Here is a 21102-nt window from a genome sequence, read left to right on the forward strand (position 1 = left end):
ATGGCGCACCCTTTTGGCAGCCCCTTGGGCGAAAAAAACCCGCCGGTCAGGGCGGGTCGGGGGGGGCGGCAGGTGGACTGTCAGCGCATGTGCCGACGAGGCGTGGCGTGCGCCACGCCTAGGGCGGGCATCATTGGGCCGGCTTGTCTTTCTTGAAGTCGCCCGCCACCGCGGTGCTGAATGCCTCGGGCTTGAGGTATTTGCGCAGCGCGGCGTTGACCGTGGCCGGCGTGAGCGCGGCGATCTTCTTGTCCATCTCGGCCGACCAGGCGAACGTGCGATCGGTACGCAGGTAGTTGAGCCAGGTGTTGGCCACCACGTCGTCCTGGGCACGGGCGAGGTTGCGGTAGTTGAGCAGCGCAACGATGCCGTCCTTGACCTCGGCCTGCGTGAAGCCGTCTTTCAGGGCGCGAGCGAGCTCTTCCTTGATGGCGGATTCGAGCCTGGCGCGATTCTGCGGGGCGTAGATGGCGTAGACCGTCCAGCTCGCGGTGGGCTCGAACGACGAGACCGACAGCGTGCTGCGCACGTTGTACGACAGCCCGTCGGTTTCGCGCACCCGATGCCACAGGCGCGAGGTTTCGGAGGTGCCGAGCAGGAAGTTCGCCAGATAGAGCGCGGCGTAATCCGGATCGGTGTCGCGCAGCTGCAGCGGCATGCGCGAGATGAAGAACGCGTTGGCCTTGTCGGGCGTGGGGATGTCGAACTGCTTGGCGGGCACCTTGCGGAACGGGTCCGGGATGCGGGTGAAGGCAGGTGCCTTCTGCCATCCCTGCAGGCCGTTCTTCAGCGCGGTCTCGACGCCGGCGGGATCGAAATCACCGACGGCGCTCAGCTTGATGGCCCCCGCGCCATAGAACTGCTTGTGGGTCTTGACCAGACTGTCGCGGTCGATGGCCTGCACGTTGGCCAGCGCCTCTTCGAACGTGGGCACGTAGCGCACATCGTCGGCCGGCCACGGATTGTCGTTGCGGGCCAGGGCGCGCGAGGCCAGCGCGGTGGGCTCGGTCATGGCGCCCTGGATCGAGGTGGTGGCCTGGCGCTTGTACTCGTCGATCTGCTCCTGCGGGAAGCTGGCGTTGCGCACCACGTCGAGCACGAGCTCGATCAAGGCTGGCAGGTTGGCGCCAGTGGTGGACATCGACACGCTCAGGTCGGTGCCGCTGCCGTTGAAGGACACATCGGCCTGGAGCTGGTCGATACGATCCTGGATCTGCTGGCGCGTGAGCTTGTCGGTGCCGCGCGTGAGCAGGTCGGCCACCGCGCCGATCGCGGTGCGCTGGCCCTTGAGCGACTCGGCATCGCCGAACTGAATCAGCAGGTCGGCCTGCACGCGGTCACCGCGGGTGGCCTTGGGCAGCAGCGCCACCTCGACCTTGCCATTGGGCAGGTCGAGCACGCGGCGTTGCGTGAGCTTGTCGATATTGGCGGGGGTGGGATCGAAGGCCTCGACGGCCTTGAAGTCGGGATCGCCCTTGTAGTCCTTGAAGACCGAAGTCAGGTCGATGCGTTGCTGTTGGGGCGCGCGCACCGGCTTTTCGGTGGGCAGATAGCGGCCTTCGGTGGCGTTGCTCTGCACCAGATAAGCCTGCGCCACGCGCTGTACGTCCGCCAGCTTGGCCTCGCGCACGCGGTCGCGTTGCAGGAAGAACAGACGCCAGTCGCCCGATGCGATCGCCTCGGACAATGCGACGCCGACTTTCTCGGGATCGCTGTATGTCTGTTGCCAGCCGGTGAGCCACTTGTTGCGGGCGCGCTCGAGTTCTTCGGCGGTGAAGGGCTTTTTGTCGAGCGTATGCAGCGTGGTGGTGAGGGCCTCGAGTGCCTTGTCGGTGTCCATGCCGGGCTGCAGCTGCGCGCCGAACATGGCGACGCCCGGATCGAGCTGATCCATGGTGAAGCCGAAGACGCCGGCGGCGAGCTTGTTGGGGACGAGCGCGTGATAGAGGCGACCCGACGGCGTATCGGCCAGGATGGTGGCGGCCAGATCCATCGACACGAAGTCGGCGCTGCCGGCGGGCGGGACGTGATACATCGCGGCGACCAGCGGCGTGCCGCCCGCGCGGCGCAGCGTCACGGCGCGCTCGCCGTCCTGCGCGGGCTCGACGGTGTATTCGTTGCGCAGGGTGCGTTTGGGCTTGGGCAGCTTGCCCAGCGTGGCCTGGATATCGGACAGCGCGACCTTGGGATCGAATTTGCCGGCCACGATCAGCACGGCGTTATCGGGCTGGTAATACTCGTGATAGAAGGCGCGCAGTTGGCCGACGTCGACATTCTCGACATCGGAGCGGGCGCCGATGGTGCTCTTGCCGTAGTTGTGCCACTGGAAGGCAGCGGCCAGCATCTTCTGCATGAGCACGCGGAACGGATTGTTCTCGCCGCTCTCCATTTCGTTGCGCACCACCGTCATCTCGGAATCGAGATCTTCTTTGGCGATCAGCGAGTTGACCATCGCGTCGGCCTGCCAGCCGAGATACCAGCGCAGGGTGTCGGGATTGGCGGCGAAGCTGGCGAAGTAATTGGTGCGGTCGGCCGACGTCGAACCGTTGGCCTGCAGGCCGCGCCGCGAGAATTCGCCCAGCGCGTTGCGAATGGAGGGCGTGCCCTTGAAGAGCATGTGCTCGAGCAGGTGAGCCATGCCGGTCTGGCCGTAGTTTTCGTTGCGCGAGCCGACGAGGTAGGTCATGTTGACCGTGGTCGTGGGCTTGGATGCATCGGGAACCAGCAGCACGCGCAGCCCGTTGGCCAGGCGGTACTCGGTAATGCCCTCGACCGAGCTGACCTCGGACACGCCACTGGGCAACGCGGCACCTGCCTGGAAGGCAAGGAACGACGTAACAACGAGCGTGCCCAGCCTGCCGGACCACCTCATGAGCGAAAGTCGCATGGTGAAAATTCCCGTGATAGCGAAAGTTTTTGGAGTGTATCCGCAGTGATAGGTTCCGCCCACCGAACTGTTCAACAGACCGTATCAGTCCAATTCACTGTTTCACTGACGGTACCTTTAAAGCCCGCCGATTTGATATCGGGTAAAGGGCGGAGGTACCATGGTCATGTGGCTGCGCGCCACCGGGCAAGCCCTCCTGCGGCTGCCCTCGTTACGGGGATGCGCGAGCGCTCCGGCCTCCTGACCGCGAGTTTTCCCGTTCTATACCCGGCCTCGCCTGGGAAGCCCAGGCCCTGCCAGGTAAAGTCTGCCCGCGCCTTCGACGCCGGCCTCCTGTCGGCGTACCTACCCGGAGGAACGATCCATGCTGACCCATACCGTCACGCGCGCCTTGACCCATCTGCTTGGCCGCCCCCTGGCCGAAGACCGCATCAAGGGACATTTCCGTTATGCCTATGCCAGTGACGATGGCCGTTACGTCGCCATCTACGGACACGACACCACCACTTATGTCGTCGACGTCGAAGACGGCCGCTATTGTGCCGAGCGCGGGGTGCAACCCTGCGGATTCGCCGGTCACATCCTCGAAGTAGAAGCACAGCGCCGCGCCAGCGCCAAGGCGGCGAACGAGCAGTTCGACCTGGACCTCGATGCCGGCGAAGTCCGCTGGCAAGGCTGCCCCGGACCCGGCGGCTTGCTCGAGCGCTCTGCGTAATGCGCAGCACCCGGAATCGGTGAGGGCGCCGCGCCCCTCCTGATTCCGCGCCGGCGTCGTGTGCCGCTCGCTACAATGCGGCGCATGACGCCCGCCCACACTCCCCACGAAATCACGTCCGAAGTCAGCCTGCCACCCGGCGTGCGCCTGGTGGCCTGCACGCATGCGCTTCATGCCCAGGCGATTCTCGACATCCTGAACGACGCGATCATCAACACCACCGCGCTCTACGACTATCAGCCGCGACCGTTGACGGCCATGGAGCCGTGGTTCGCGACCAAAGTGTCGAACGGTTTTCCGGTCGTGGGCCTCGAGGATGACGAGGGGCGGCTGCTCGGGTTCGCCAGCTACGGCACGTTCCGCAACTTCCCCGCCTTTAAATACTCGGTCGAGCATTCGGTGTATGTCGCGCCGGCCGCGCGCGGCAGGGGACTGGGAGAGCTGCTGCTGCGACTCATCGTGGAGCAGGCCCGGGCGCGCCAGGTGCATGTGGTGATCGGCGCGATCGACGCGAGCAACGCGGCCAGTATCGCCTTGCATCGCAAGGTCGGATTCGAGGCATCCGGTCTCATCCGGCAGGCGGGATTCAAGTTCGGCCGCTGGCTCGATCTGGCGTTTTATCAGCGCACGCTGGACACGCCGGCCGACCCGGTGGACGGCTGACGGCCGCAGCGTACCGTTTACTTCGCGAGCAGGCGCATCGCCTGTTCGAGGCCCGCCACGGTCACCGGGAACATGCGCTCCTGCATGATGTCGCGCATGAGGGCGATGGACTGCCGGTATTGCCAATATGCCGAAGGCTCGGGGTTGAGCCACACGGCCTTGGGCCAGGCGTCGAGCAGGCGCCGCATCCACACGGCGCCCGTCTCCTTGTTGTAGTGCTCGACGGAGCCGCCTGGCTGCAGGATTTCGTAGGGGCTCATGGTGGCGTCGCCCACGATGATGAGACGCCAGTCGGCATTGAAGCGGCGCAACACATCCCAGGTGTCGAAGCGCTCGTCACGCCGGCGCCGGTTGTTCTGCCAGAGGCTTTCGTACGGGCAGTTGTGGAAGTAATACACCTCGAGATGGCGGAACTCGCTGCGTGCCGCGGAGAACAGCTCTTCGACGCGTGAGATGTGGTCGTCCATGCTGCCGCCGACATCGAGCAGCATCAGCACCTTCACGGTGTTGCGCCGCTCGGGCACCATGCGCAGATCGAGGTGGCCGGCGTTGCGCGCGGTGCTCGTGATGGTGTCGTCGAGATCGAGTTCGAGGTCGGCGCCCTGGCGCGCGAAGCGGCGCAGGCGCCGCAACGCCACCTTGAAGTTGCGCGTGCCGAGTTCGAGCTGATCGTCGTAGTCGCGGAACTGCCGCATGTCCCACACCTTCACGCCGGTGCGGTTGCCGGCCGACTCGCCGCCGACCCGGATACCTTCGGGGTGAAAGCCGCCATTGCCGAAGGCCGAGCTGCCGCCCGTGCCGATCCATTTGTTGCCGCCGGCGTGGCGCTCCTTCTGCTCTTCCAGCCGTTGCTTGAATAGCTCCATGAGCTTGTCCCAGCCGTGCGCCTTGATGGCGGCGCGCTCTTCGTCGCTCAGGGTTTTTTCGAACTCTTTGATGAGCCAGTCCAGCGGCAGCTCCTTGCCCTCGGGTAGTTGCACCTGCAACTTTTTATAGTAGGCGCCGAAAGCCTGGTCATAGCGGTCGTAGAGCGTCTCGTCCTTGATGAGCGTGGCGCGCGCGAGGAAATAGAAGTCGTCGAGCGTGGGGGCCATGACCTGCGTGCGCAGCGCATCGAGCAGGGTCAGGTACTCGTTGACCGAGACCGGCAGGCGGTGCGCGCGCAGGTGATAGAAGAAGCCCGTGAGCATGGCAGGCTCAACGCTTGCCGCGCGTCATGGACGAGAGGCGTTCGAGCAGATGCACGTCCTGCTCGTTTTTCAAGAGCGCGCCGGCCAGGATCGGCACGGCGGTCGCCGCGTGCGCTTCGATCTCGGCGGCGCTGATGTCTTCGGCCAGCAGCAGGCGCAGCCAGTCGAGCAGCTCCGAGGTCGACGGCTTTTTCTTAAGGCCCGGCGCGTCGCGCAGGGCAAAGAAGGTGTCGAGCGCGGCGCGCAGCACGTCGGCGCGCAGCTCGGGGAAGTGCACGCCAACGATGTCGCGCATCGTTTCGCGTTCGGGGAAGCGGATGTAGTGGAAGAAGCAGCGCCGCAGGAAGGCGTCGGGCAGATCCTTCTCGTTGTTCGACGTGATGATGACCAGCGGGCGATGACGCGCGGCGATGGTCTGGCGCGTCTCGTACACATGGAACTCCATGCGGTCGATCTCGCGCAGCAGGTCGTTCGGGAATTCGATGTCGGCCTTGTCGATCTCGTCGATCAGAAGCACCACCGGCTCGTCGCTTTCGAAGGCCTGCCACAGCGTGCCCTGCACGATGTAGTTGCGGATGTCGCGGACCTTTTCGTCGCCGAGCTGCGAGTCGCGCAGGCGCGAAACGGCATCGTATTCGTAGAGCCCCTGATGCGCCTTGGTGGTCGACTTGATGTGCCACTGCAGCAGCGGGCGGCCCAGGGCGCGCGCCACTTCTTCGGCCAGCATGGTCTTGCCCGTGCCGGGCTCGCCCTTGATGAGCAGCGGACGCTGCAGCGTCAGCGCGGCGTTCACGGCGAGCTTGAGGTCGTCGGTGGCGACGTAGCGGTCAGTGCCCTCGAAACGGGCGGGTGAACGATCGGCTTGCGTGGAAAATGACATGGAAAATCCGATGCAAGCGCCCGATGCGGACGCGGTTCATGAGGGTAAGCACCCCCGCAGTGCAGCATAAAAGCGGGGTCGGCGTTGAAACAATTATCGTACAATCGCAGGGTTTTGCGGCCCGGCCTGGCCCGGAGCCTTCCACAGCGTCGTTTCAGCCACCAAGAGTCACTCCAATGAAGTTTCATACCTCTATGAAGTGCAAGCTGTATGTGCTGTTTTACCTCCTGGCTTCCTGTTCGATCAGCGGCCAGGCCCTGGCCGCCGATGCCGCCGCCGGCAACGTGCAGAACGCCAGGGACAAGGTCTCGATGTGCATCGGGTGCCACGGCATTCCGGGCTACAAGGCCTCTTTCCCCGAGATGTATCACGTGCCCAAGATCGCGGGCCAGAACGCCAAGTATCTGGAAGCCGCGCTCAACGAATACAAGAAGGGTAGTCGCAGCCATCCCACGATGGACGCCATCGCCGGCAGTCTGTCCGACCAGGACATTGCCGACCTGGCGGCGTACTACGCCAATCTCAAATAAGCCCGGGGGCAAATCATGAATCGTTCGATGCTTGCCCTTGCGGGGGCTTCCCTGTTGCTGGCCGGTGCTGCACAGGCCCAGGACATCTCGGCCGGCAAGGCGCTGTTCGAGAAAACCTGCGTGTCGTGCCATGGCGCCGATGCCAAGACCTCCACCGAGCCCGCCTATCCCATTCTGGCGGGTCAGCATGCCGATTACCTGGCGCATGCGCTGAAGGCCTACCGCCGCGGCGCGAGCGGCAGCGCGGCTACGGCAAACGTGCGCAAGAACCCCATCATGGGCGCGTTTGCCGCGCAGCTGTCGGATCAGGATATCGCCAACGTGTCCGCCTGGCTGGCCACCTTGCCCAGCGATCTGGGCACGCGGCGTTAAGGCCGCGGCGCGGGGCGCAAGCGGCATCAGGCAGGGGCAGGGCGCTGGTCGCGGGTCGTCGGTTCGCCGCCCGTCGGCCCGCCCGTGGCGCGGGCTCAGCGCAGGGCGCGCTGGCGGATGAGGTCGATGTAGACGTCGCTGTCGAGCGGGGTGCCCAGTCGCTGAGCTTCCCACACCACCTGTCCCAGGCATTCCATGATCTCGTGCGCGGCGTGGTGCGCATCGCTGCGGCTCACCATGCGCTGGTAGGCGTCCCGGATCCCGCGCGGATGGTCGATCGACAGCTGCTCGGCGATGGCGAGGTGCATCGACATGTGCAGAAAGGGATTGGTGCGACCGTTCTCCACGGAATATTCCGCGGTCATGGCATCCGGGCTTTCGAGGTCGCCGTGGTATTCGGGGTGCTCGATCATCCAGTCCAGCGCCATCGATTCGAGCGGCGTCAGGACTTCGTTGGCGCGATGCTTGCGCCAGGTTTCGATGAAGAATTCGCGAACTTGGTCGCGCGAGGGGTTGAACATGCGAGAGCGCCAGGAGTGCAGCGGAAAACCCTATTTTACCGCTCTCGCAGGCGCTGGCCGCCGTGGCTTGGGGCCGGCGGGATAGAATGGCTCGTATCCGGCCCCGACTGGCCGCCGCGCGGCTGTCCGCGCGGGTCACGGCGGGGCACGACGCAAGAACAATGGCCGCATCGCGGGCGGCCGTCCGGACCGCATCGGCCCGGGCGGAGACGCGGCGCGCCGCAAGAATCCACCCGGAGTCATCGGAGCAGTCATGTCCTACCAACACATCAAGGTGCCCCCCGAGGGTCAGAAGATCACGGTCAACGCCGATCACACGCTCAACGTGCCCGATCAGGTGGTGATTCCCTATATCGAGGGTGACGGGACCGGCGCGGACATCACGCCCGTGATGATCCGCGTCGTGGATGCGGCGGTCGAGAAGGCCTACGAGGGCAAGCGCAAGATCCACTGGATGGAAGTCTACGGCGGCGAGAAGGCCACGCGCGTGTACGGCCCGGATGTCTGGCTGCCCGACGAGACCCTCGATGTCGTGAAGGACTACGTGGTGTCGATCAAGGGGCCCATGACCACGCCGGTGGGCGGCGGCATGCGCTCGCTGAACGTGGCGCTGCGCCAGAAGCTCGACCTGTATGTGTGCCTGCGTCCGGTGCGCTATTTCAAGGGGGTGCCGTCGCCGGTGCGCGAGCCCGAGAAGACCGACATGGTCATCTTCCGCGAAAACTCCGAAGACATCTACGCCGGCATCGAGTATCCGGCCGAGTCGTCCGAGGCGCGCGAGCTCATCGACTTTCTGCAGAACCGCCTGGGCGTGAACAAGATCCGCTTCCCGGCGACGTCGGCCATCGGCATCAAGCCGGTGTCGCGCGAGGGCACCGAGCGGCTGGTGCGCAAGGCGATCCAATACGCGATCGACAACGACCGCGCCTCGGTCACCCTGGTGCACAAGGGCAACATCATGAAGTTCACCGAAGGGGGCTTCCGTGATTGGGGCTACGCGCTGGCGCGCAATGAGTTTGGCGCCCAGCAGATCGACGGCGGCCCGTGGTGCAAGATCAAAAACCCGCGCACCGGCCGCGACATCGTGGTCAAGGATTCGATCGCCGATTCCTTCCTGCAGCAGGTGCTGCTGCGGCCGGCCGAATACGACGTGATCGCCACGCTCAACCTGAACGGCGATTACATCTCCGACGCCGTGTCGGCGCAGGTGGGTGGCATCGGCATCGCGCCGGGCGGCAACATCTCCGACTCGGTGGCGATGTTCGAGGCGACGCACGGTTCGGCGCCGAAGTACGCGGGCAAGGACTACGTCAATCCCGGGTCCGAAATTCTTTCGGCCGAGATGATGTTGCGCCACATGGGCTGGGTCGAGGCGGCCGACCGCATCGTGGCCAGCATGGAAAAGTCGATCCAGTCCAAGAAGGTGACGTACGACTTCGCGCGCCTGCTGCCGGGCGCCGAGCAGGTGTCCTGCTCCGGCTTCGGTCAGGTCATGATCGACAACATGTAGCCTCGCCGCCACGCGCAGGCGTCCTATAAAAGCCGGCCCTCGGGCCGGCTTTTTTGCATCTCGCGCTTTGCTTGATCTCGATCAAGGTGCGGCGCCGAGACGGTCGTCTCGGTGCCGCGAATCCCGATACGCTGACGACTATACAAAAAGAAATATTAAGTTGTTTGTGGAAGCGTTTGGCGGCTCGAGCCTTCGTGCCAGCGCTTCGGGTTTCTTGCGAAAGAGGTGTCTTGTGCGATTGTCGAGTCTGCGTACGCAGTTGTGGTTGTTCATGGCGGCAACGGGGTTGCTGCTGGTGGCGTTGGGAAGCTGGGATGCCGTCATGCGGCGCGCGGATCTGCTCCACGAGCGGGAGGCGGCGCTGCATCACGCGCTGCAACTGGCGCAATCCACCATCGATCGGGCCCGCGCGGATGTGGCGGCCGGCATGCCGCTCGCGCAGGCGCGCGCCGACGCGGCCAGGCGGCTGGCGGCGCTGCGCTTCGGCGAGGATGGCTACGTCGGCGTCATGGACGATCGCTACGTGGTGCAGGCGCACCCCGACGCCGCGCTCGTCGGTCGCGAGGTGCGCTCGGTGACCGACGCCGACGGCGTGCCGATCTTCGAGGCGCTGCTGCGTGCCGGCAAGGCGGGCGGTGGCGCCGTGAGCTACCGTTTCCCGCGGCCGGGCAGCGACCTGCCGCTGGCCAAGGTGAGTTATGCGACGTACGACCCGCAATGGAACTGGCTGCTTTACACCGGGCTGTATGTCGACGACGTGAATCAGGCCTTCTACGCCACGCTGCTGCGCCAGGGTCTGGTGGCGGGGGGCTTGTTGCTGCTGCTGGCCTGCGGTGCGCTGCGGTTCTTCAACCGGCGCATCCTCACACCGATCGATGCCCTGGTCGAGGTGTGCGAGCGGGTGGCGAGCGGCGATCTCGGGGTGTCGATCCCCGTGGGGCAGCGCAGCGAAATCGGCCGTCTGTTCGAGGCGATGGAGCGCATGCGCCACCGGCTCGAAGACGCGGTCAGCGGCATCGTGCAGGCCACGGGTTCGATCGCCTCGGCCGCGCGGCAGATCGCGGCGGGCAGCATGGACCTGTCCGACCGCACCGAAAAGCAGGCGGCGGCGCTGGAACAGACCGCCGCGAGCGTTGAGCAGATCGCCGCGACCGTGAAGGAGAGCGCGGACTCGGTGGCCGAGGTGAGCCGGCTCGCGCATGACGCGGCGCAACTGGCATCCCAGGGTGGCACGCAGGCCGATCAGGCGCGCGACGCGATGCGCGATATCGCGGCCGGATCGCGCCGCATCAGCGAGATCACCACGCTGATCGACGCGATCGCGTTTCAGACCAATATTCTCGCGCTCAACGCCGCGGTCGAAGCGGCCCGCGCCGGGGAAGAAGGCCGGGGATTCGCCGTGGTGGCGGGCGAGGTGCGGGCCCTGGCCCAACGCTCGGCGAGCGCCGCGCGCGAGATCACGCAACTGATCGAGGCGAACACGGCCTCCATCGATAGCGGCAGCGCGCGCGTGGAAGAAGCGAGCGAGACCATGGCGCGCGTGTCCGACTCCGCCGGCACGAGCGCGCCGCTGATGAGCGAGATCGCGACGGCGTCCGTGGAGCAGAGCCAGGGCATCGAGCAGATCAACCGCGCCGTCACGCACCTGGATGGCGTGACCCAGCAGAATGCCTCGCTCGTCGAGGAGTTCGCCGCGTCGGCCGGCATGCTGCAGGATCAGGCCCAGACCCTGGCGCGGCTGGTGTCGACGTTCAGGCTGCGGGGCGCAGTCTAGGATTGCGCTGCAGGCCGTGCGGGGTGCGCCTCGGCCGCGCAGCGAGTCCTGGGGCGGTCCCGCGCGCCGCGCGGGACGAGACGTTGGCGGAAAGAGGCATCCTTCCGGGGGATCTCGTAAACGTTCCGCCAACGCGTGCGATCAGAAGGTGCGCGTCAGGGTGGCCAGCACGGCGCCCCGGCCCATGTCGCGGCCGTCGGAGTTGGTGTAGACCCGGGGCTCGGCGTTTGTGTCGATGTAGGAAACCGTGGCGGTCCAGCCCGTGCCGAAGGTTTTGGTCACGCCCGCTTTCCAGTCCCAGTACGAGGCGTCTTCCACGTTGCGCACGTACTGATAGCCAGCGTGCAGATTGAGCGTGAGACCCCACACGCCCGTGTCGAAGTTGCCGCTGAGGTCGTAGTACTGGCTGTTGCGGCTGTGGGCAAAGCCGAACAGATTCGTCAGGCTGTGCGACACCTTGAACATGAGAGGGCCATGGCCCAGGCCGGCGTAGACCTCGGTGGTGTGCGGGCGCGTGTAGTCGGAAGGATAGTCACCGGGGTAGTAGTACTGCAGCACGCCCAGGTCGAGGTCGAGATGTTCGCCGAGCGTGCGCTTGTAGCCGGCGTAGAAGTCCATCTCGAGCGGTGCGGACACGGCGTCGTTCCCGTCGCCCAGCCAGCTGATGCTGGAGTTCCAGTTGCCGAGATAGAGCCCGCTCGGATGGACGTAGTCGAAGCCGCCCTGCAGCGCGGGCTTATTGTTGGTCTGCATGAGGCCGCGGTAGCGGTATTGGCTCGCGACGGTCAGGTTTGCGCTCACGGCGCCGGCCTGGTCGGCCTCCTGTGCAGCCGCGGGCAAGGCGCCCGTGGCTGCTCCGATAAGCATCGTGATACCGAGGGCGGGGATGAGGGCATGGCGGGAGTTCATGGTGCTCCTGAAGAATGAGATCCGGGGAGCGCCAAGATAGGAGAAGCGGCATAAGGGCCGCGTAAAGACTGCGGGGGTGCGTGTAAAGGCAACGCAAAAGTCGTCTCACCCCGCCGGCGGACGGGACTCGTTCAGCCCGCGAAGCGATATCCCACGCCGACTTCGGTCACGAGGTAGACGGGCTGGGCCGGGTCGGCCTCGAGCTTCTGGCGCAGGTGGCCCATGTAAATGCGCAGGTAATGACTGCTCTCGACGTGCGACGGCCCCCACACTTCGCGCAGCAGCTCGCGATGGGTCATGACCTTGCCGCGCCGCGACAGCAGCGCGGTGAGCAGGCGGTACTCCATGGGCGTGAGATGCACGGGGTCGCCCGAGCGCGTGACCAGGCGCCGCGCCATGTCCACCACGACGTCGCCGAACTGAATCTCGGCGGCGCTGCCGGCGCCGCCGCGCGCATGCCGGCGCAGCAGCACGCGCAGACGCGCCAGCAACTCGCCTACGCCGAACGGCTTGGTGAGGTAGTCGTCGGCGCCGGCATCGAGCGCGGCGATCTTATCGGCCTCGCCGGTGCGCGCGGACAGCACCAGCACGGGCACTTCGGTCCAGCCGCGCAGGTCGCGGATCAGGGTCATGCCGTCGGCATCGGGCAGGCCCAGGTCGAGCACGAGCGCATCGGGCTGGCGTGTGCCGGCCTCGATCAGGCCGCGGCGCACGGTATCGCTTTCGTGGACCACGCAACCCTCGGCCTCGAGCGCGTCGCGCACGAAGCGACGGATGTGCGGATCATCTTCGATGAGCAGGATGGCGGGCTGATACTCAAACACGATAGGTTCCATCGGCGGCCGGGGCGTCGCCGTTCAGGGGTTCGTCGGGCATCGCGGGCGCGCGGCCCAGCGGCAGCGCGAAGATGAAGGAGGCGCCGTGTGCTGGGCGCCCGTCTGCACGGCGCTCGTCATTATTTGCGGCGTCGCGTGGCACGCCCGGCTCGACCCAGATGCGGCCCTGATGCGCGGCGATGATCGCCTCGCACACCGCGAGTCCCAGGCCCACGCCGGGCGTGGCCGACTCGCTGTCGCCGCGCGTGAACTTCTGGAAGATGCGCGCCTCGCTGCCCGCCGGCACGCCGGGGCCCTCGTCGCTCACGCACACGCGCAGCTCGCCCTCGCGGGCCTCGGCGGACACGGTAATGGCGCTGCCGGCGGGCGTGTATTTGGCGGCGTTCTCGAGCAGGTTGCACAGCACGCGCTCGATGAGGACTGCATCGCACTCGATCAGCGGTAGGGCGGAGAGCGGTTCGACCCGCACGGTGTGGCCGGCAAGCGCTTCGCGGGTGCCGGCCAGCGCCGCGCCGACGAGCTCTTCGATCGACTGCCATTCGCGCTGGATTGGGGTGTGGTGCTGCAGACGCGCCATGTCGAGCAGATTGACCACCATGGTGTGCATGCGGCGCGCCTGATCGCGGATGGCGAGCGCCTGACTGGCGGCATGGCCGCTGCCGCGCGACAGCGCTTCGGCCATGCCCATCAGGCTGGTGAGCGGCGTGCGCAGGTCGTGCGACACGGCGGCGAGCAACGAGCCGCGCAGCTTCTCGGACTCGACGTTCACGAGGGCCTGCTGCGCGACCTCGACGTAGTGCTGACGTTCGAGCGCGATCGCGATCAGCGTGGCGTAGGCCTCGGCCTGCCGGCGCGCCTCGGGCCGCGCATACAGCGGTTCGCCGGCCGCCTGCAGCACGAGCACCCCGCGCACGCGCATCGGGCCCTCGAGCGGCAGATACAGCAGCGGGCTGTTGGAGAGCGTGCCGGTGCCCGCGCCGGCAGGTTTGCCGTGGTCGTAGACCCACTGCGCCAGCGCCGGTTCGAGCGTGCCCATCGCGGCGTCCGGCGCGGCGGCCAGATGCAGCCGGTCATCGAGCTTGAGCACGTAGAGCGCGCAGCGCGCGCCGAAGGCGGCGTGCAGAAAGGTGATGGCTGCCTGGAGAATCTGTTCGGGCAGCAGGGCCGACGACAGCTCGCGCGCAAATTCATAAAGACCCCGCGCGTCGGCTTCGCGGCGCGTGGAGGTTTCGGCCTGGGCGCGCAGGCCGGCCGTGAGCTGCCCGATCAGCAGGCCGACGCCGAGCAGGACGGCGAAGGTCAGCAGATACTGCACATCGGTCACGGCGAACGAGCTGTACGGCTGCACGAAAAAGAAGTCGAAAAGGCCCACGCTGACGACCGACGCCAGCGCGGCCGGTCCGCGGCCATGACGCAACGCCACGCCCACGACCGCGAGCAGAAACAGCATCACGATGTTGGTCTGATGCAGCGCCGGAAACGCCAGCATGGACACGCCGGTGGCGACGGCGCAGTACAGCGAGGCCCACACGTAAGGCATGAGGCTACGTGGAGCCGTGTGCGCGGCGTTGTCGCGCCTGCGCGAATCCTGCGCGGGCGCGACGGCCGACGCGGCCGGCGCGGCCACGCGCAGCACGTCCACCTCGGGACAGGCGGCCGCCAGCCGGTCGGCGAAGCTGTGACGATGCCAGAGCCAGCCCGGGGCGAGCATCCGGCCCAGCCAGGCCGCGGCCGAGCCGCCCAGCCGCGCCAGGCCGGCACCTCTGCCACGGCCCAGCACGGCCTTGGTGATGTTGTGACGCCGCAGATAGCGCGTGGCCGCATCGACCATGTCCGGGCCGGCGAGGATTTCGGTGCGCACGGCGAGCTCGTCCGCGAGGGCCATGGCACGTGCCAGGCGCTCGCGCGCGGCCGGCGTCACCGCGCTCACCCGCAACGGTTCCACGCTGATCACATGCAGATCGCAATCGAGCTGCTGCGCCAGGCGAGCGGCCGCGCGCAGGACATGCTGCGCGTCGGGGCCGTCGCCGATGCAGGCGGCCACCGCTTCGCGGGTGCGCCAGACGGGCTCGATGGCGGCGTCGCGGCGGTATTCCTGCACGTCGTCGTCGACATGCTCGGCGGTGCGCCGCAAGGCCAGCTCGCGCAGCGCGATCAGATTGCCCTTGCGAAAGAAGTGGCGCGTGGCGTGGCGCGCCTGCTCGGGCACATAGACTTTTCCGTCCTTGAGCCGGCGCAGCAATTCGTCGGCCGACAGATCGACCAGGATCACCTCGTCCGCGGCATCGAACACGGCGTCGGGCACGGTCTCCCAGACCCGCACGCCGGTGATGCCGCCCACCGCGTCGTTCAGGCTGTCCAGATGCTGCACGTTGAGCGTGGTCCAGACGTCGATGCCGGCGCGCAGCAGCTCCTGCACGTCCTGCCAGCGCTTGGCATGCCGGGCGCCGGGCGCATTCGAATGCGCCAGCTCATCGAGCAGCAGCAGGGCGGGCCGGCGCGCCAGCGCGGCATCGAGATCGAACTCGGCGAGCGTGTGGCCGCGATACGCGAGGCTGGCCCGGGGCAGCGTCTCCAGACCCTGCAGCAGCGCGGCGGTTTCCTTGCGGCCATGGGTCTCGATCAGACCCGCCACGACGGCGACGCCTTGCGCCTGCTGGGCGCGGGCGCCGGCCAGCATGGCGTAGGTCTTGCCCACACCGGCGGAGGCGCCGAAGTAGATGCGCAGCCGGCCCTGGCGGGCCTGGGCCTCGGCCTGGTTCAGCCGCTGCAGAAGTTGGTCCGGGTCGGGGCGCAAGGGGTGGGTGTCGGCCATGGGGCACGGATGAAAGCGTGGGCGGGCGCGTAAGGGCACGCCGCAAAGCCACGGTCCAGACGGCCCCGCAGGGACGGCTGGACTGGGCAGATACTATACGCCCGCGGCAACGCGCGGGGCATACGGGCGGTGGCGTGCCTCAGCGCGTGGTCGTCGCGGCATCCAGCGCGAGGTTCAGCGTCAGCACGTTCACGGCCGGCTCGCCCAGCACGGCGGGCCAGGGCGTGTGCGTGTGCTCGGTCACGAGCGCGCGCACACGTTCAGGCGCAAGCCCGCGTGCACGGGCCACCCGTTCGACCTGATAGGCGGCCGCCGCCGGGCTGATGTGCGGATCCAGACCGCTGCCCGACGCCGTGACCAGGTCCGCCGGAACGGGGGCGCGGTTGTCCGGATCGGCCGCGCGCAACGCCTGCGCGCGCTGCGTGACAGCCTCGCTCAGCGCGGGGTTCGTCGGGCCGAGGTTCGAGCCGCCCGAGGCGGCGGCGTTGTAGGCCATCGGCGCCGTCGCCGACGGCCGGCCCCAGAAATAACCGGGTTCAGAGAAGTGTTGGCCGATCAGGCGCGAGCCCACGGGCTGGCCGTCGCGCGCGATCAGCGAGCCGCTGGCCTGGTCCGGGAACAGCCATCCCGACAGTCCGGTGCTGGCGAGCGGATAAAGCAGGCCGGTCAGCACGGACAAGGCGACGAACAGCGTCAGGGCAGGGCGTAGCAGGCCGCCGCGCGAAGAGGGGTTGGGGAGTACGGGGTTCATGTCGGTTTCCTTGCGGTTGTCGGGTCGGCTCAGACCCAGCCCAGGGCGGCCAGCACCATATCGATCAGCTTGATGCCGGCGAACGGCACGAGCAGTCCGCCCAGGCCATAGATCAGCAGATTGCGCCGCAGCAGCGCGGCCGCGCCGAGCGGGCGATAACGCACGCCGCGCAGGGCCAGCGGGATCAACGCCACGATGATGAGCGCATTGAAGATGACGGCCGACAGGATGGCGGACGCCGGCGTGGTCAGCCCCATCACATTGAGCAGGTTCAGTTGCGGGTACACCGTGGCGAACGCGGCCGGAATGATGGCGAAGTACTTCGCCACGTCGTTGGCCACGCTGAACGTCGTCAGCGCGCCGCGCGTCATCAGCATCTGCTTGCCGATTCCGACGATCTCGATGAGCTTGGTTGGGTTGGAATCCAGGTCGACCATGTTGCCGGCCTCTTTGGCGGCCTGGGTGCCGGAGTTCATCGCCACGGCCACGTCGGCCTGCGCCAGCGCCGGGGCGTCGTTCGTGCCGTCTCCGGTCATCGCGACCAGCCGGCCTTCGGCCTGGTAGGCGCGGATCAGCTTGAGCTTGGCCTCGGGCGTGGCCTGCGCGAGGAAGTCATCGACACCGGCCTCGGCGGCGATCGAGGCCGCGGTGAGGGCGTTGTCGCCGGTAATCATGACGGTCTTGATGCCCATGCGGCGCAGCTCGGCGAAGCGCGGCTGGATCTCGGGCTTGACGATGTCCTTGAGCTCGACGATGCCCAGCGCGCGCGTGCCTTCGCTCACGGCGAGCGGGGTGCTGCCGCGTCGCGCCACATCGTCGCCCGCCCGTTTGACCGAGGCCGGCAGTTCGCCCACCCAGGCCGCCACCGCGTCCAGCGCTCCCTTGCGCAGCCGGACGCCGTGGCTGAGATCCACGCCGCTCATGCGCGTCTGTGCCGTGAAGCCGATGCTGACGCTGCCGCCGTCCAGCGTCGCGGTGTCGCCGAGCACCCGGTCGGCGAGCGCCACGATGCTGCGGCCTTCTGGCGTTTCGTCGGCGAGCGACGCCAGACGCGCGGCGCGCGCCAGCTCGGCTTCGGACACGCCGGTGGCCGGCAGGAACGTCGCCGCCTGGCGGTTGCCGAAGGTGATCGTGCCGGTCTTGTCGAGCAACAGGACGTCCACGTCGCCCGCGGCCTCCACCGCGCGGCCCGAGGTGGCGATCACGTTGGCCTGCATCATGCGGCTCATGCCGGCCACGCCGATCGCGGACAGCAGACCGCCGATCGTGGTCGGGATCAGGCAGACCAGCAGGGCGACCAGCACGGTGACGGACACGACCTCACCGCTGCCCAGCGAAACCGCATAAAGCGAGAAAGGCAGCAGCGTCACGGTGACCAGCAGGAACACGACGGTCAGGCCGACCAGCAGGATCGTGAGCGCGAGTTCGTTGGGCGTTTTCTGACGGCGCGCGCCTTCGACCATGGAGATCATGCGGTCGAGGAAGCTCTCGCCGGGATTGGCGGCGATGCGGACCACGATCCAGTCGGAGAGCACGCGCGTGCCGCCCGTCACGGAGGAGAAGTCGCCACCGGACTCGCGGATCACGGGCGCGGATTCTCCGGTGATGGCGCTCTCGTCGACCGAGGCGATGCCCGCGATCACCTGGCCGTCGCCCGGCACGGTGTCGCCCGGCAGCACCAGCACCACATCGCCCTTGCGCAATGCGCCGGCGGGCCGGGCCTCGGCACGCTCGCGCGCGGCCTGCGGCGTGACGGTGACCAGGTCGGCGTCGCGCCAGTCCGCGAGCAGGCGCGCCGTGATGGTGGTGCGCAGGCCGCGCAGCGCGGCGGCCTGTTGCTTGCCGCGGCCTTCGGCGAGTGCTTCGGCGAAGTTGGCGAACAGCACGGTGAACCAGAGCCAGGCCGCAATGGCGAGCACGAAGCCGGCGGGCGCGTCCGCGACGCCGCCCAGGGCCATCAACCACAGCACGGTGGTCAGGATGCTGCCCGCGTAGACGACGAACATCACGGGGTTGCGCAGCTGTGCCCGCGGCGACAGTTTGCGCACGCACTCGATCAGGGCGGAGCGCAGCAGCGTGGCTGAGCGAGGGCCGGCGGCAGCGGAGAGGCCGGCGCCGGTATCCACGCCGGCGGCCAGGGGTAGGGTTGTCTTGTTCATCACATCCATCCTGCGATCACAGGTGCGCCTGCAGGTGTTCGGCCACGGGGCCAAGCGCCAGCGCGGGTACGTAGGTCAGGGCGCCCACCAGCAGCACGGCGCCGATCAGCAGCACGACGAAGAGCGGGCCGGCGGTGGGCATGGTGCCGGGCCCGTCGGGCAGACGCGGCTTCGCGCCGAGCGAACCCGCCAGGCCGAGGATGGCCACGATCACGGCGAAACGGCCGAACCACATCGCCAGACCCAGCGCCGCGTTGTAGAACGGCGTGTTGGCCGAGAGGCCGGCGAATGCGCTGCCGTTGTTGTTGGCGGCGGAAGAGAAGGCGTAGAGGATTTCCGAGAAGCCGTGCGTGCCGGGATTGAGCACGCCGGCCTGGCCTGCGCCCAGGCTCACCGCCAGCGCGGTGCCCAGCAGCACGAGCAGCGGCGTCGCCAGGATCACGATGGCCACCATCTTCATGTCGTATGCCTCGATCTTCTTGCCGAGATACTCGGGCGTGCGGCCGATCATCAGGCCCGCCAGAAACACCGCCAGCACGGCGAAGGCCAGCATGCCGTACAGGCCCGAGCCCACGCCGCCGAACACCACCTCGCCCAACTGCATCAGCAGCATGGGCGGCAGGCCGCCGAGCGCGGAGAACGAGTCGTGCATGCCGTTCACGGCGCCGCACGACGCGGCGGTGGTGATCGTGGCGAACAAGGTGGTGGCGGCAAGGCCGAAGCGAACCTCCTTGCCCTCGAGATTGCCCGCCAGCGCCAGCGGTACCTGCTGCGCGCTGGCGGCCAGCGCCTGCGTATCGCGCTGCTCCGCATACTGGGTGAGCAGCGCGAACGCGACGAACAGCAGGGTCATGGCCGCCAGTACCGCGATGCCCTGTCTGCGATTGCCGACCATCTCGCCGAAGCTGAAGCACAGCGCGGCCGGGATCAGAAAGATCGCCAGCATTTCGAGAAAGTTGCTGAGCGCGGTGGGGTTCTCGTACGGGTGGGACGAGTTGGCGTTGAAGAAGCCGCCGCCGTTGGTGCCGAGCAGCTTGATCGCTTCTTGCGATGCCACCGGTCCCATTGCGATCGTTTGCCGCTGCGTGGTGACCGAGTCGGTCAGCGGCTTGCCGGCCGCGTCGAGCAGAGGCTGGCCTCGTTCGTCGAGACGCGGCGCGTCGTACTGCTGCGCCTGCAGCGTCTGCACCTCGGCATAGGGCGACAGGTTCTGAATCACGCCCTGGCTTACCAGCGCGAGCGTGAACACCAGCGCGAGCGGCATCAGCACATACAGCGTGCCCCGCACCATATCGGTCCAGAAATTGCCCAGCGTGGCGCTGTTGTGCCGTGCGAGGCCGCGGATGAGCGCGAACAGCACGGCGATGCCCGTCGCGGCCGACAGGAAGTTCTGGACGGTGAGCGCCAGAATCTGCGTCAGATAGCTCATCGTGGCTTCGCCGGCGTAGCCCTGCCAGTTGGTGTTGGAGACGAAGCTGATGGCCGTGTTGAAAGCGGAGTCCGGCGCCACGGCGTCCAGGCCCGCCGGGTTCAGCCCCAGCCCGCCCTGCAGCCGCTGCAGCCCGTACACCGCGATCAGCCCCAGCACGTTGAACAGCACCACGGCGCTGGCATAGCGCCGCCAGCCCATTCCGGCCGCCGGGTCGATGCCGGCGACGCGATAGAGCAGGCGTTCGAGCGGGCGGCCCCACGCGGTGCCCCGGTAGGCGCCGTCCTCGATCGCACGGTGGATATAGCGCCCGAGAAAGGGCGCCAGGCACAGCAGGGCGGCCAGATAGAGCCCCAGCAATCCCAGAAATCCGTTGTCCATCAGAATTTCTCCGGTTTGAAGAGGGCGACCAGCAAGTAGACGAAGAGCAGCGCCGCCACGATGCCGCTCAGGAGGTAGAGCAGGTTCATGGCCGGGCTCCCTCGCGGAGGGCGTCGCAGAAACGGATCAGGCCCCAGGTCAGACCGGCAAGCAGGGCGAGAAGGGCGATATAAAAAATATCCATGCGTTTTCTCCGGGGCCGAGCCCCAACACGGGGTCGGCCGCACAGGCTCGACCCGATGCCGCGCAGCTTAGAAAACGGGGCGTAAAAACGGGATAAACCTTGGCGTGCCGGATATAAACGCCGTATAAAGACGCCGCCTGCGCGGGGCGCGCAGCCTGCGGGTTAAGGGCGGGGCTAGGGGAGGTTTTGCCCCATTTTGGTGCGCCAGCCGGCGGACAGGACTGGGCGAGTCGGCCGCGCGATTTCGGGCCGGTTGTCCCGATAAATGGGGCGGGAGCCGTGTTTTAAGGCGTAAATCACGGACGATTTCAGCGATTTGCCATGAAATGCACCATATCAGTGCAGGCAATAAGTAAATAAATGCGCCGTCTTAGGGCATTCCCCTAGTGTGACAGGCCCGTAGTTGGTGCAGAATCTCTTCCCATGCAGGTGAGGAGACAAACGCTCTGCATGAGCAACACCGGCGGCACCGGTATATAAAAATGAGCAGTACCCAAAAATAAAAAGCAAAACGCACAACGGCTGGCACATCGTGCCAGCCGTTGTCGCTTGCAGATCCGGTAAAGGCGTAGTCCGGCACAGCCCGGCAAAGCATT

Annotated in this window: 17 protein-coding genes; 6 read left to right on the forward strand and 11 right to left on the reverse strand. The window is 67.1% G+C overall.

The features are described 5' to 3' along the window. Positions 1-130: 130 nt before the first annotated feature. Positions 131-2887: a M16 family metallopeptidase gene (locus CEK29_RS05160; protein ID WP_094857495.1), complete on the reverse strand. Its 2757-nt coding sequence runs from the start codon at positions 2885-2887 to the stop codon at positions 131-133. Between the two features lie 364 nt (positions 2888-3251). Here CEK29_RS05160 and CEK29_RS05165 point away from each other — a divergent pair, with 364 nt between their 5' ends. Beyond that, a complete protein-coding gene (locus CEK29_RS05165; protein ID WP_094799707.1) occupies positions 3252-3602 on the forward strand; it encodes a hypothetical protein in 351 nt (116 codons plus the stop codon). A gap of 84 nt (positions 3603-3686) precedes the next feature. Continuing rightward, complete coding sequence (locus CEK29_RS05170; protein WP_094857496.1) at positions 3687-4265, forward strand: GNAT family N-acetyltransferase; 579 nt, start codon at positions 3687-3689, stop codon at positions 4263-4265. A gap of 17 nt (positions 4266-4282) precedes the next feature. On the opposite strand, the gene CEK29_RS05175 is transcribed toward CEK29_RS05170, so the two are convergent. Both CEK29_RS05175 and CEK29_RS05180 read right to left on the reverse strand, forming a co-directional pair. After that, positions 4283-5455 carry a vWA domain-containing protein gene (locus CEK29_RS05175; protein WP_094799706.1) on the reverse strand — a complete coding sequence of 391 codons (1173 nt, stop codon included), beginning with the start codon at positions 5453-5455 and terminating at the stop codon, positions 4283-4285. 7 nt (positions 5456-5462) lie between these two features. Next, a complete protein-coding gene (locus CEK29_RS05180) occupies positions 5463-6335 on the reverse strand; it encodes an AAA family ATPase (protein WP_094799705.1) in 873 nt (290 codons plus the stop codon). A 176-nt stretch (positions 6336-6511) separates the two neighbouring features. Between CEK29_RS05180 and CEK29_RS05185 the strand changes: the two genes are divergently transcribed. Both CEK29_RS05185 and CEK29_RS05190 read left to right on the forward strand, forming a co-directional pair. Further along, positions 6512-6865 carry a c-type cytochrome gene (locus tag CEK29_RS05185; protein ID WP_255176075.1) on the forward strand — a complete coding sequence of 118 codons (354 nt, stop codon included), beginning with the start codon at positions 6512-6514 and terminating at the stop codon, positions 6863-6865. 15 nt (positions 6866-6880) lie between these two features. Continuing rightward, the gene (locus tag CEK29_RS05190; RefSeq protein WP_094799703.1) at positions 6881-7237 is read left to right on the forward strand and encodes a c-type cytochrome; all 357 of its coding nucleotides are present in this window, start codon (positions 6881-6883) and stop codon (positions 7235-7237) included. Positions 7238-7332: 95 nt separating this feature from the next. Here CEK29_RS05190 and CEK29_RS05195 read toward each other — a convergent pair whose 3' ends face one another. After that, the gene (locus CEK29_RS05195) at positions 7333-7758 is read right to left on the reverse strand and encodes a DUF1841 family protein (protein ID WP_094857498.1); all 426 of its coding nucleotides are present in this window, start codon (positions 7756-7758) and stop codon (positions 7333-7335) included. Positions 7759-8011: 253 nt separating this feature from the next. Between CEK29_RS05195 and icd the strand changes: the two genes are divergently transcribed. Next, on the forward strand, positions 8012-9268 hold the full coding sequence (gene icd, locus CEK29_RS05200) for an NADP-dependent isocitrate dehydrogenase (protein WP_094799701.1): 1257 nt from the start codon (positions 8012-8014) through the stop codon (positions 9266-9268). Between the two features lie 232 nt (positions 9269-9500). After that, complete coding sequence (locus CEK29_RS05205) at positions 9501-11042, forward strand: methyl-accepting chemotaxis protein (RefSeq protein ID WP_094857499.1); 1542 nt, start codon at positions 9501-9503, stop codon at positions 11040-11042. A gap of 141 nt (positions 11043-11183) precedes the next feature. On the opposite strand, the gene CEK29_RS05210 is transcribed toward CEK29_RS05205, so the two are convergent. From CEK29_RS05210 to kdpF, 7 genes are all read right to left on the reverse strand, one after another. Continuing rightward, on the reverse strand, positions 11184-11951 hold the full coding sequence (locus CEK29_RS05210) for a TorF family putative porin (RefSeq protein ID WP_094799699.1): 768 nt from the start codon (positions 11949-11951) through the stop codon (positions 11184-11186). A gap of 131 nt (positions 11952-12082) precedes the next feature. Further along, positions 12083-12787 carry a two-component system response regulator KdpE gene (kdpE, locus tag CEK29_RS05215; RefSeq protein WP_440588303.1) on the reverse strand — a complete coding sequence of 235 codons (705 nt, stop codon included), beginning with the start codon at positions 12785-12787 and terminating at the stop codon, positions 12083-12085. Further along, on the reverse strand, positions 12768-15602 hold the full coding sequence (locus tag CEK29_RS05220) for a sensor histidine kinase (RefSeq protein WP_094857501.1): 2835 nt from the start codon (positions 15600-15602) through the stop codon (positions 12768-12770). Before CEK29_RS05220 ends, kdpE begins: the two co-directional genes overlap by 20 nt. Before the next feature lie 139 nt (positions 15603-15741). Then, entirely contained in the window at positions 15742-16353 is a 612-nt protein-coding gene (gene kdpC / locus CEK29_RS05225) for a potassium-transporting ATPase subunit KdpC (protein WP_094857502.1), read from the reverse strand. A gap of 29 nt (positions 16354-16382) precedes the next feature. Then, positions 16383-18512 (reverse strand): potassium-transporting ATPase subunit KdpB, encoded by a 2130-nt coding sequence (kdpB, locus tag CEK29_RS05230; RefSeq protein ID WP_094857588.1) that lies wholly within the window; start codon positions 18510-18512, stop codon positions 16383-16385. A 16-nt stretch (positions 18513-18528) separates the two neighbouring features. Then, entirely contained in the window at positions 18529-20322 is a 1794-nt protein-coding gene (gene kdpA, locus CEK29_RS05235; RefSeq protein ID WP_094857503.1) for a potassium-transporting ATPase subunit KdpA, read from the reverse strand. Then, the gene (kdpF, locus tag CEK29_RS05240) at positions 20322-20411 is read right to left on the reverse strand and encodes a K(+)-transporting ATPase subunit F (protein ID WP_094799693.1); all 90 of its coding nucleotides are present in this window, start codon (positions 20409-20411) and stop codon (positions 20322-20324) included. The genes kdpA and kdpF overlap by 1 nt, the downstream gene beginning before the upstream one ends. Between the last annotated feature and the right edge of the window lie 691 nt (positions 20412-21102).

Origin of the sequence: Bordetella genomosp. 5 (genome assembly GCF_002261475.1) — a bacterium.
Lineage (GTDB): Bacteria > Pseudomonadota > Gammaproteobacteria > Burkholderiales > Burkholderiaceae_B > Bordetella.

Excerpts from the sequence above, each read along its gene's own strand:
- CEK29_RS05160 (WP_094857495.1), bottom strand. The coding sequence starts at position 2,887 with ATGCGACTTTCGCTCATGAGGTGGTCCGGCAGGCTGGGCACGCTCGTT.
- CEK29_RS05165 (WP_094799707.1), top strand. The coding sequence starts at position 3,252 with ATGCTGACCCATACCGTCACGCGCGCCTTGACCCATCTGCTTGGCCGC.
- CEK29_RS05170 (WP_094857496.1), top strand. The coding sequence starts at position 3,687 with ATGACGCCCGCCCACACTCCCCACGAAATCACGTCCGAAGTCAGCCTG.
- CEK29_RS05175 (WP_094799706.1), bottom strand. The coding sequence starts at position 5,455 with ATGCTCACGGGCTTCTTCTATCACCTGCGCGCGCACCGCCTGCCGGTC.
- CEK29_RS05180 (WP_094799705.1), bottom strand. The coding sequence starts at position 6,335 with ATGTCATTTTCCACGCAAGCCGATCGTTCACCCGCCCGTTTCGAGGGC.
- CEK29_RS05185 (WP_255176075.1), top strand. The coding sequence starts at position 6,512 with ATGAAGTTTCATACCTCTATGAAGTGCAAGCTGTATGTGCTGTTTTAC.
- CEK29_RS05190 (WP_094799703.1), top strand. The coding sequence starts at position 6,881 with ATGAATCGTTCGATGCTTGCCCTTGCGGGGGCTTCCCTGTTGCTGGCC.
- CEK29_RS05195 (WP_094857498.1), bottom strand. The coding sequence starts at position 7,758 with ATGTTCAACCCCTCGCGCGACCAAGTTCGCGAATTCTTCATCGAAACC.
- icd (WP_094799701.1), top strand. The coding sequence starts at position 8,012 with ATGTCCTACCAACACATCAAGGTGCCCCCCGAGGGTCAGAAGATCACG.
- CEK29_RS05210 (WP_094799699.1), bottom strand. The coding sequence starts at position 11,951 with ATGAACTCCCGCCATGCCCTCATCCCCGCCCTCGGTATCACGATGCTT.
- kdpE (WP_440588303.1), bottom strand. The coding sequence starts at position 12,787 with ATGGAACCTATCGTGTTTGAGTATCAGCCCGCCATCCTGCTCATCGAA.
- CEK29_RS05220 (WP_094857501.1), bottom strand. The coding sequence starts at position 15,602 with ATGGCCGACACCCACCCCTTGCGCCCCGACCCGGACCAACTTCTGCAG.
- kdpC (WP_094857502.1), bottom strand. The coding sequence starts at position 16,353 with ATGAACCCCGTACTCCCCAACCCCTCTTCGCGCGGCGGCCTGCTACGC.
- kdpB (WP_094857588.1), bottom strand. The coding sequence starts at position 18,512 with ATGAACAAGACAACCCTACCCCTGGCCGCCGGCGTGGATACCGGCGCC.
- kdpA (WP_094857503.1), bottom strand. The coding sequence starts at position 20,322 with ATGGACAACGGATTTCTGGGATTGCTGGGGCTCTATCTGGCCGCCCTG.
- kdpF (WP_094799693.1), bottom strand. The coding sequence starts at position 20,411 with ATGAACCTGCTCTACCTCCTGAGCGGCATCGTGGCGGCGCTGCTCTTC.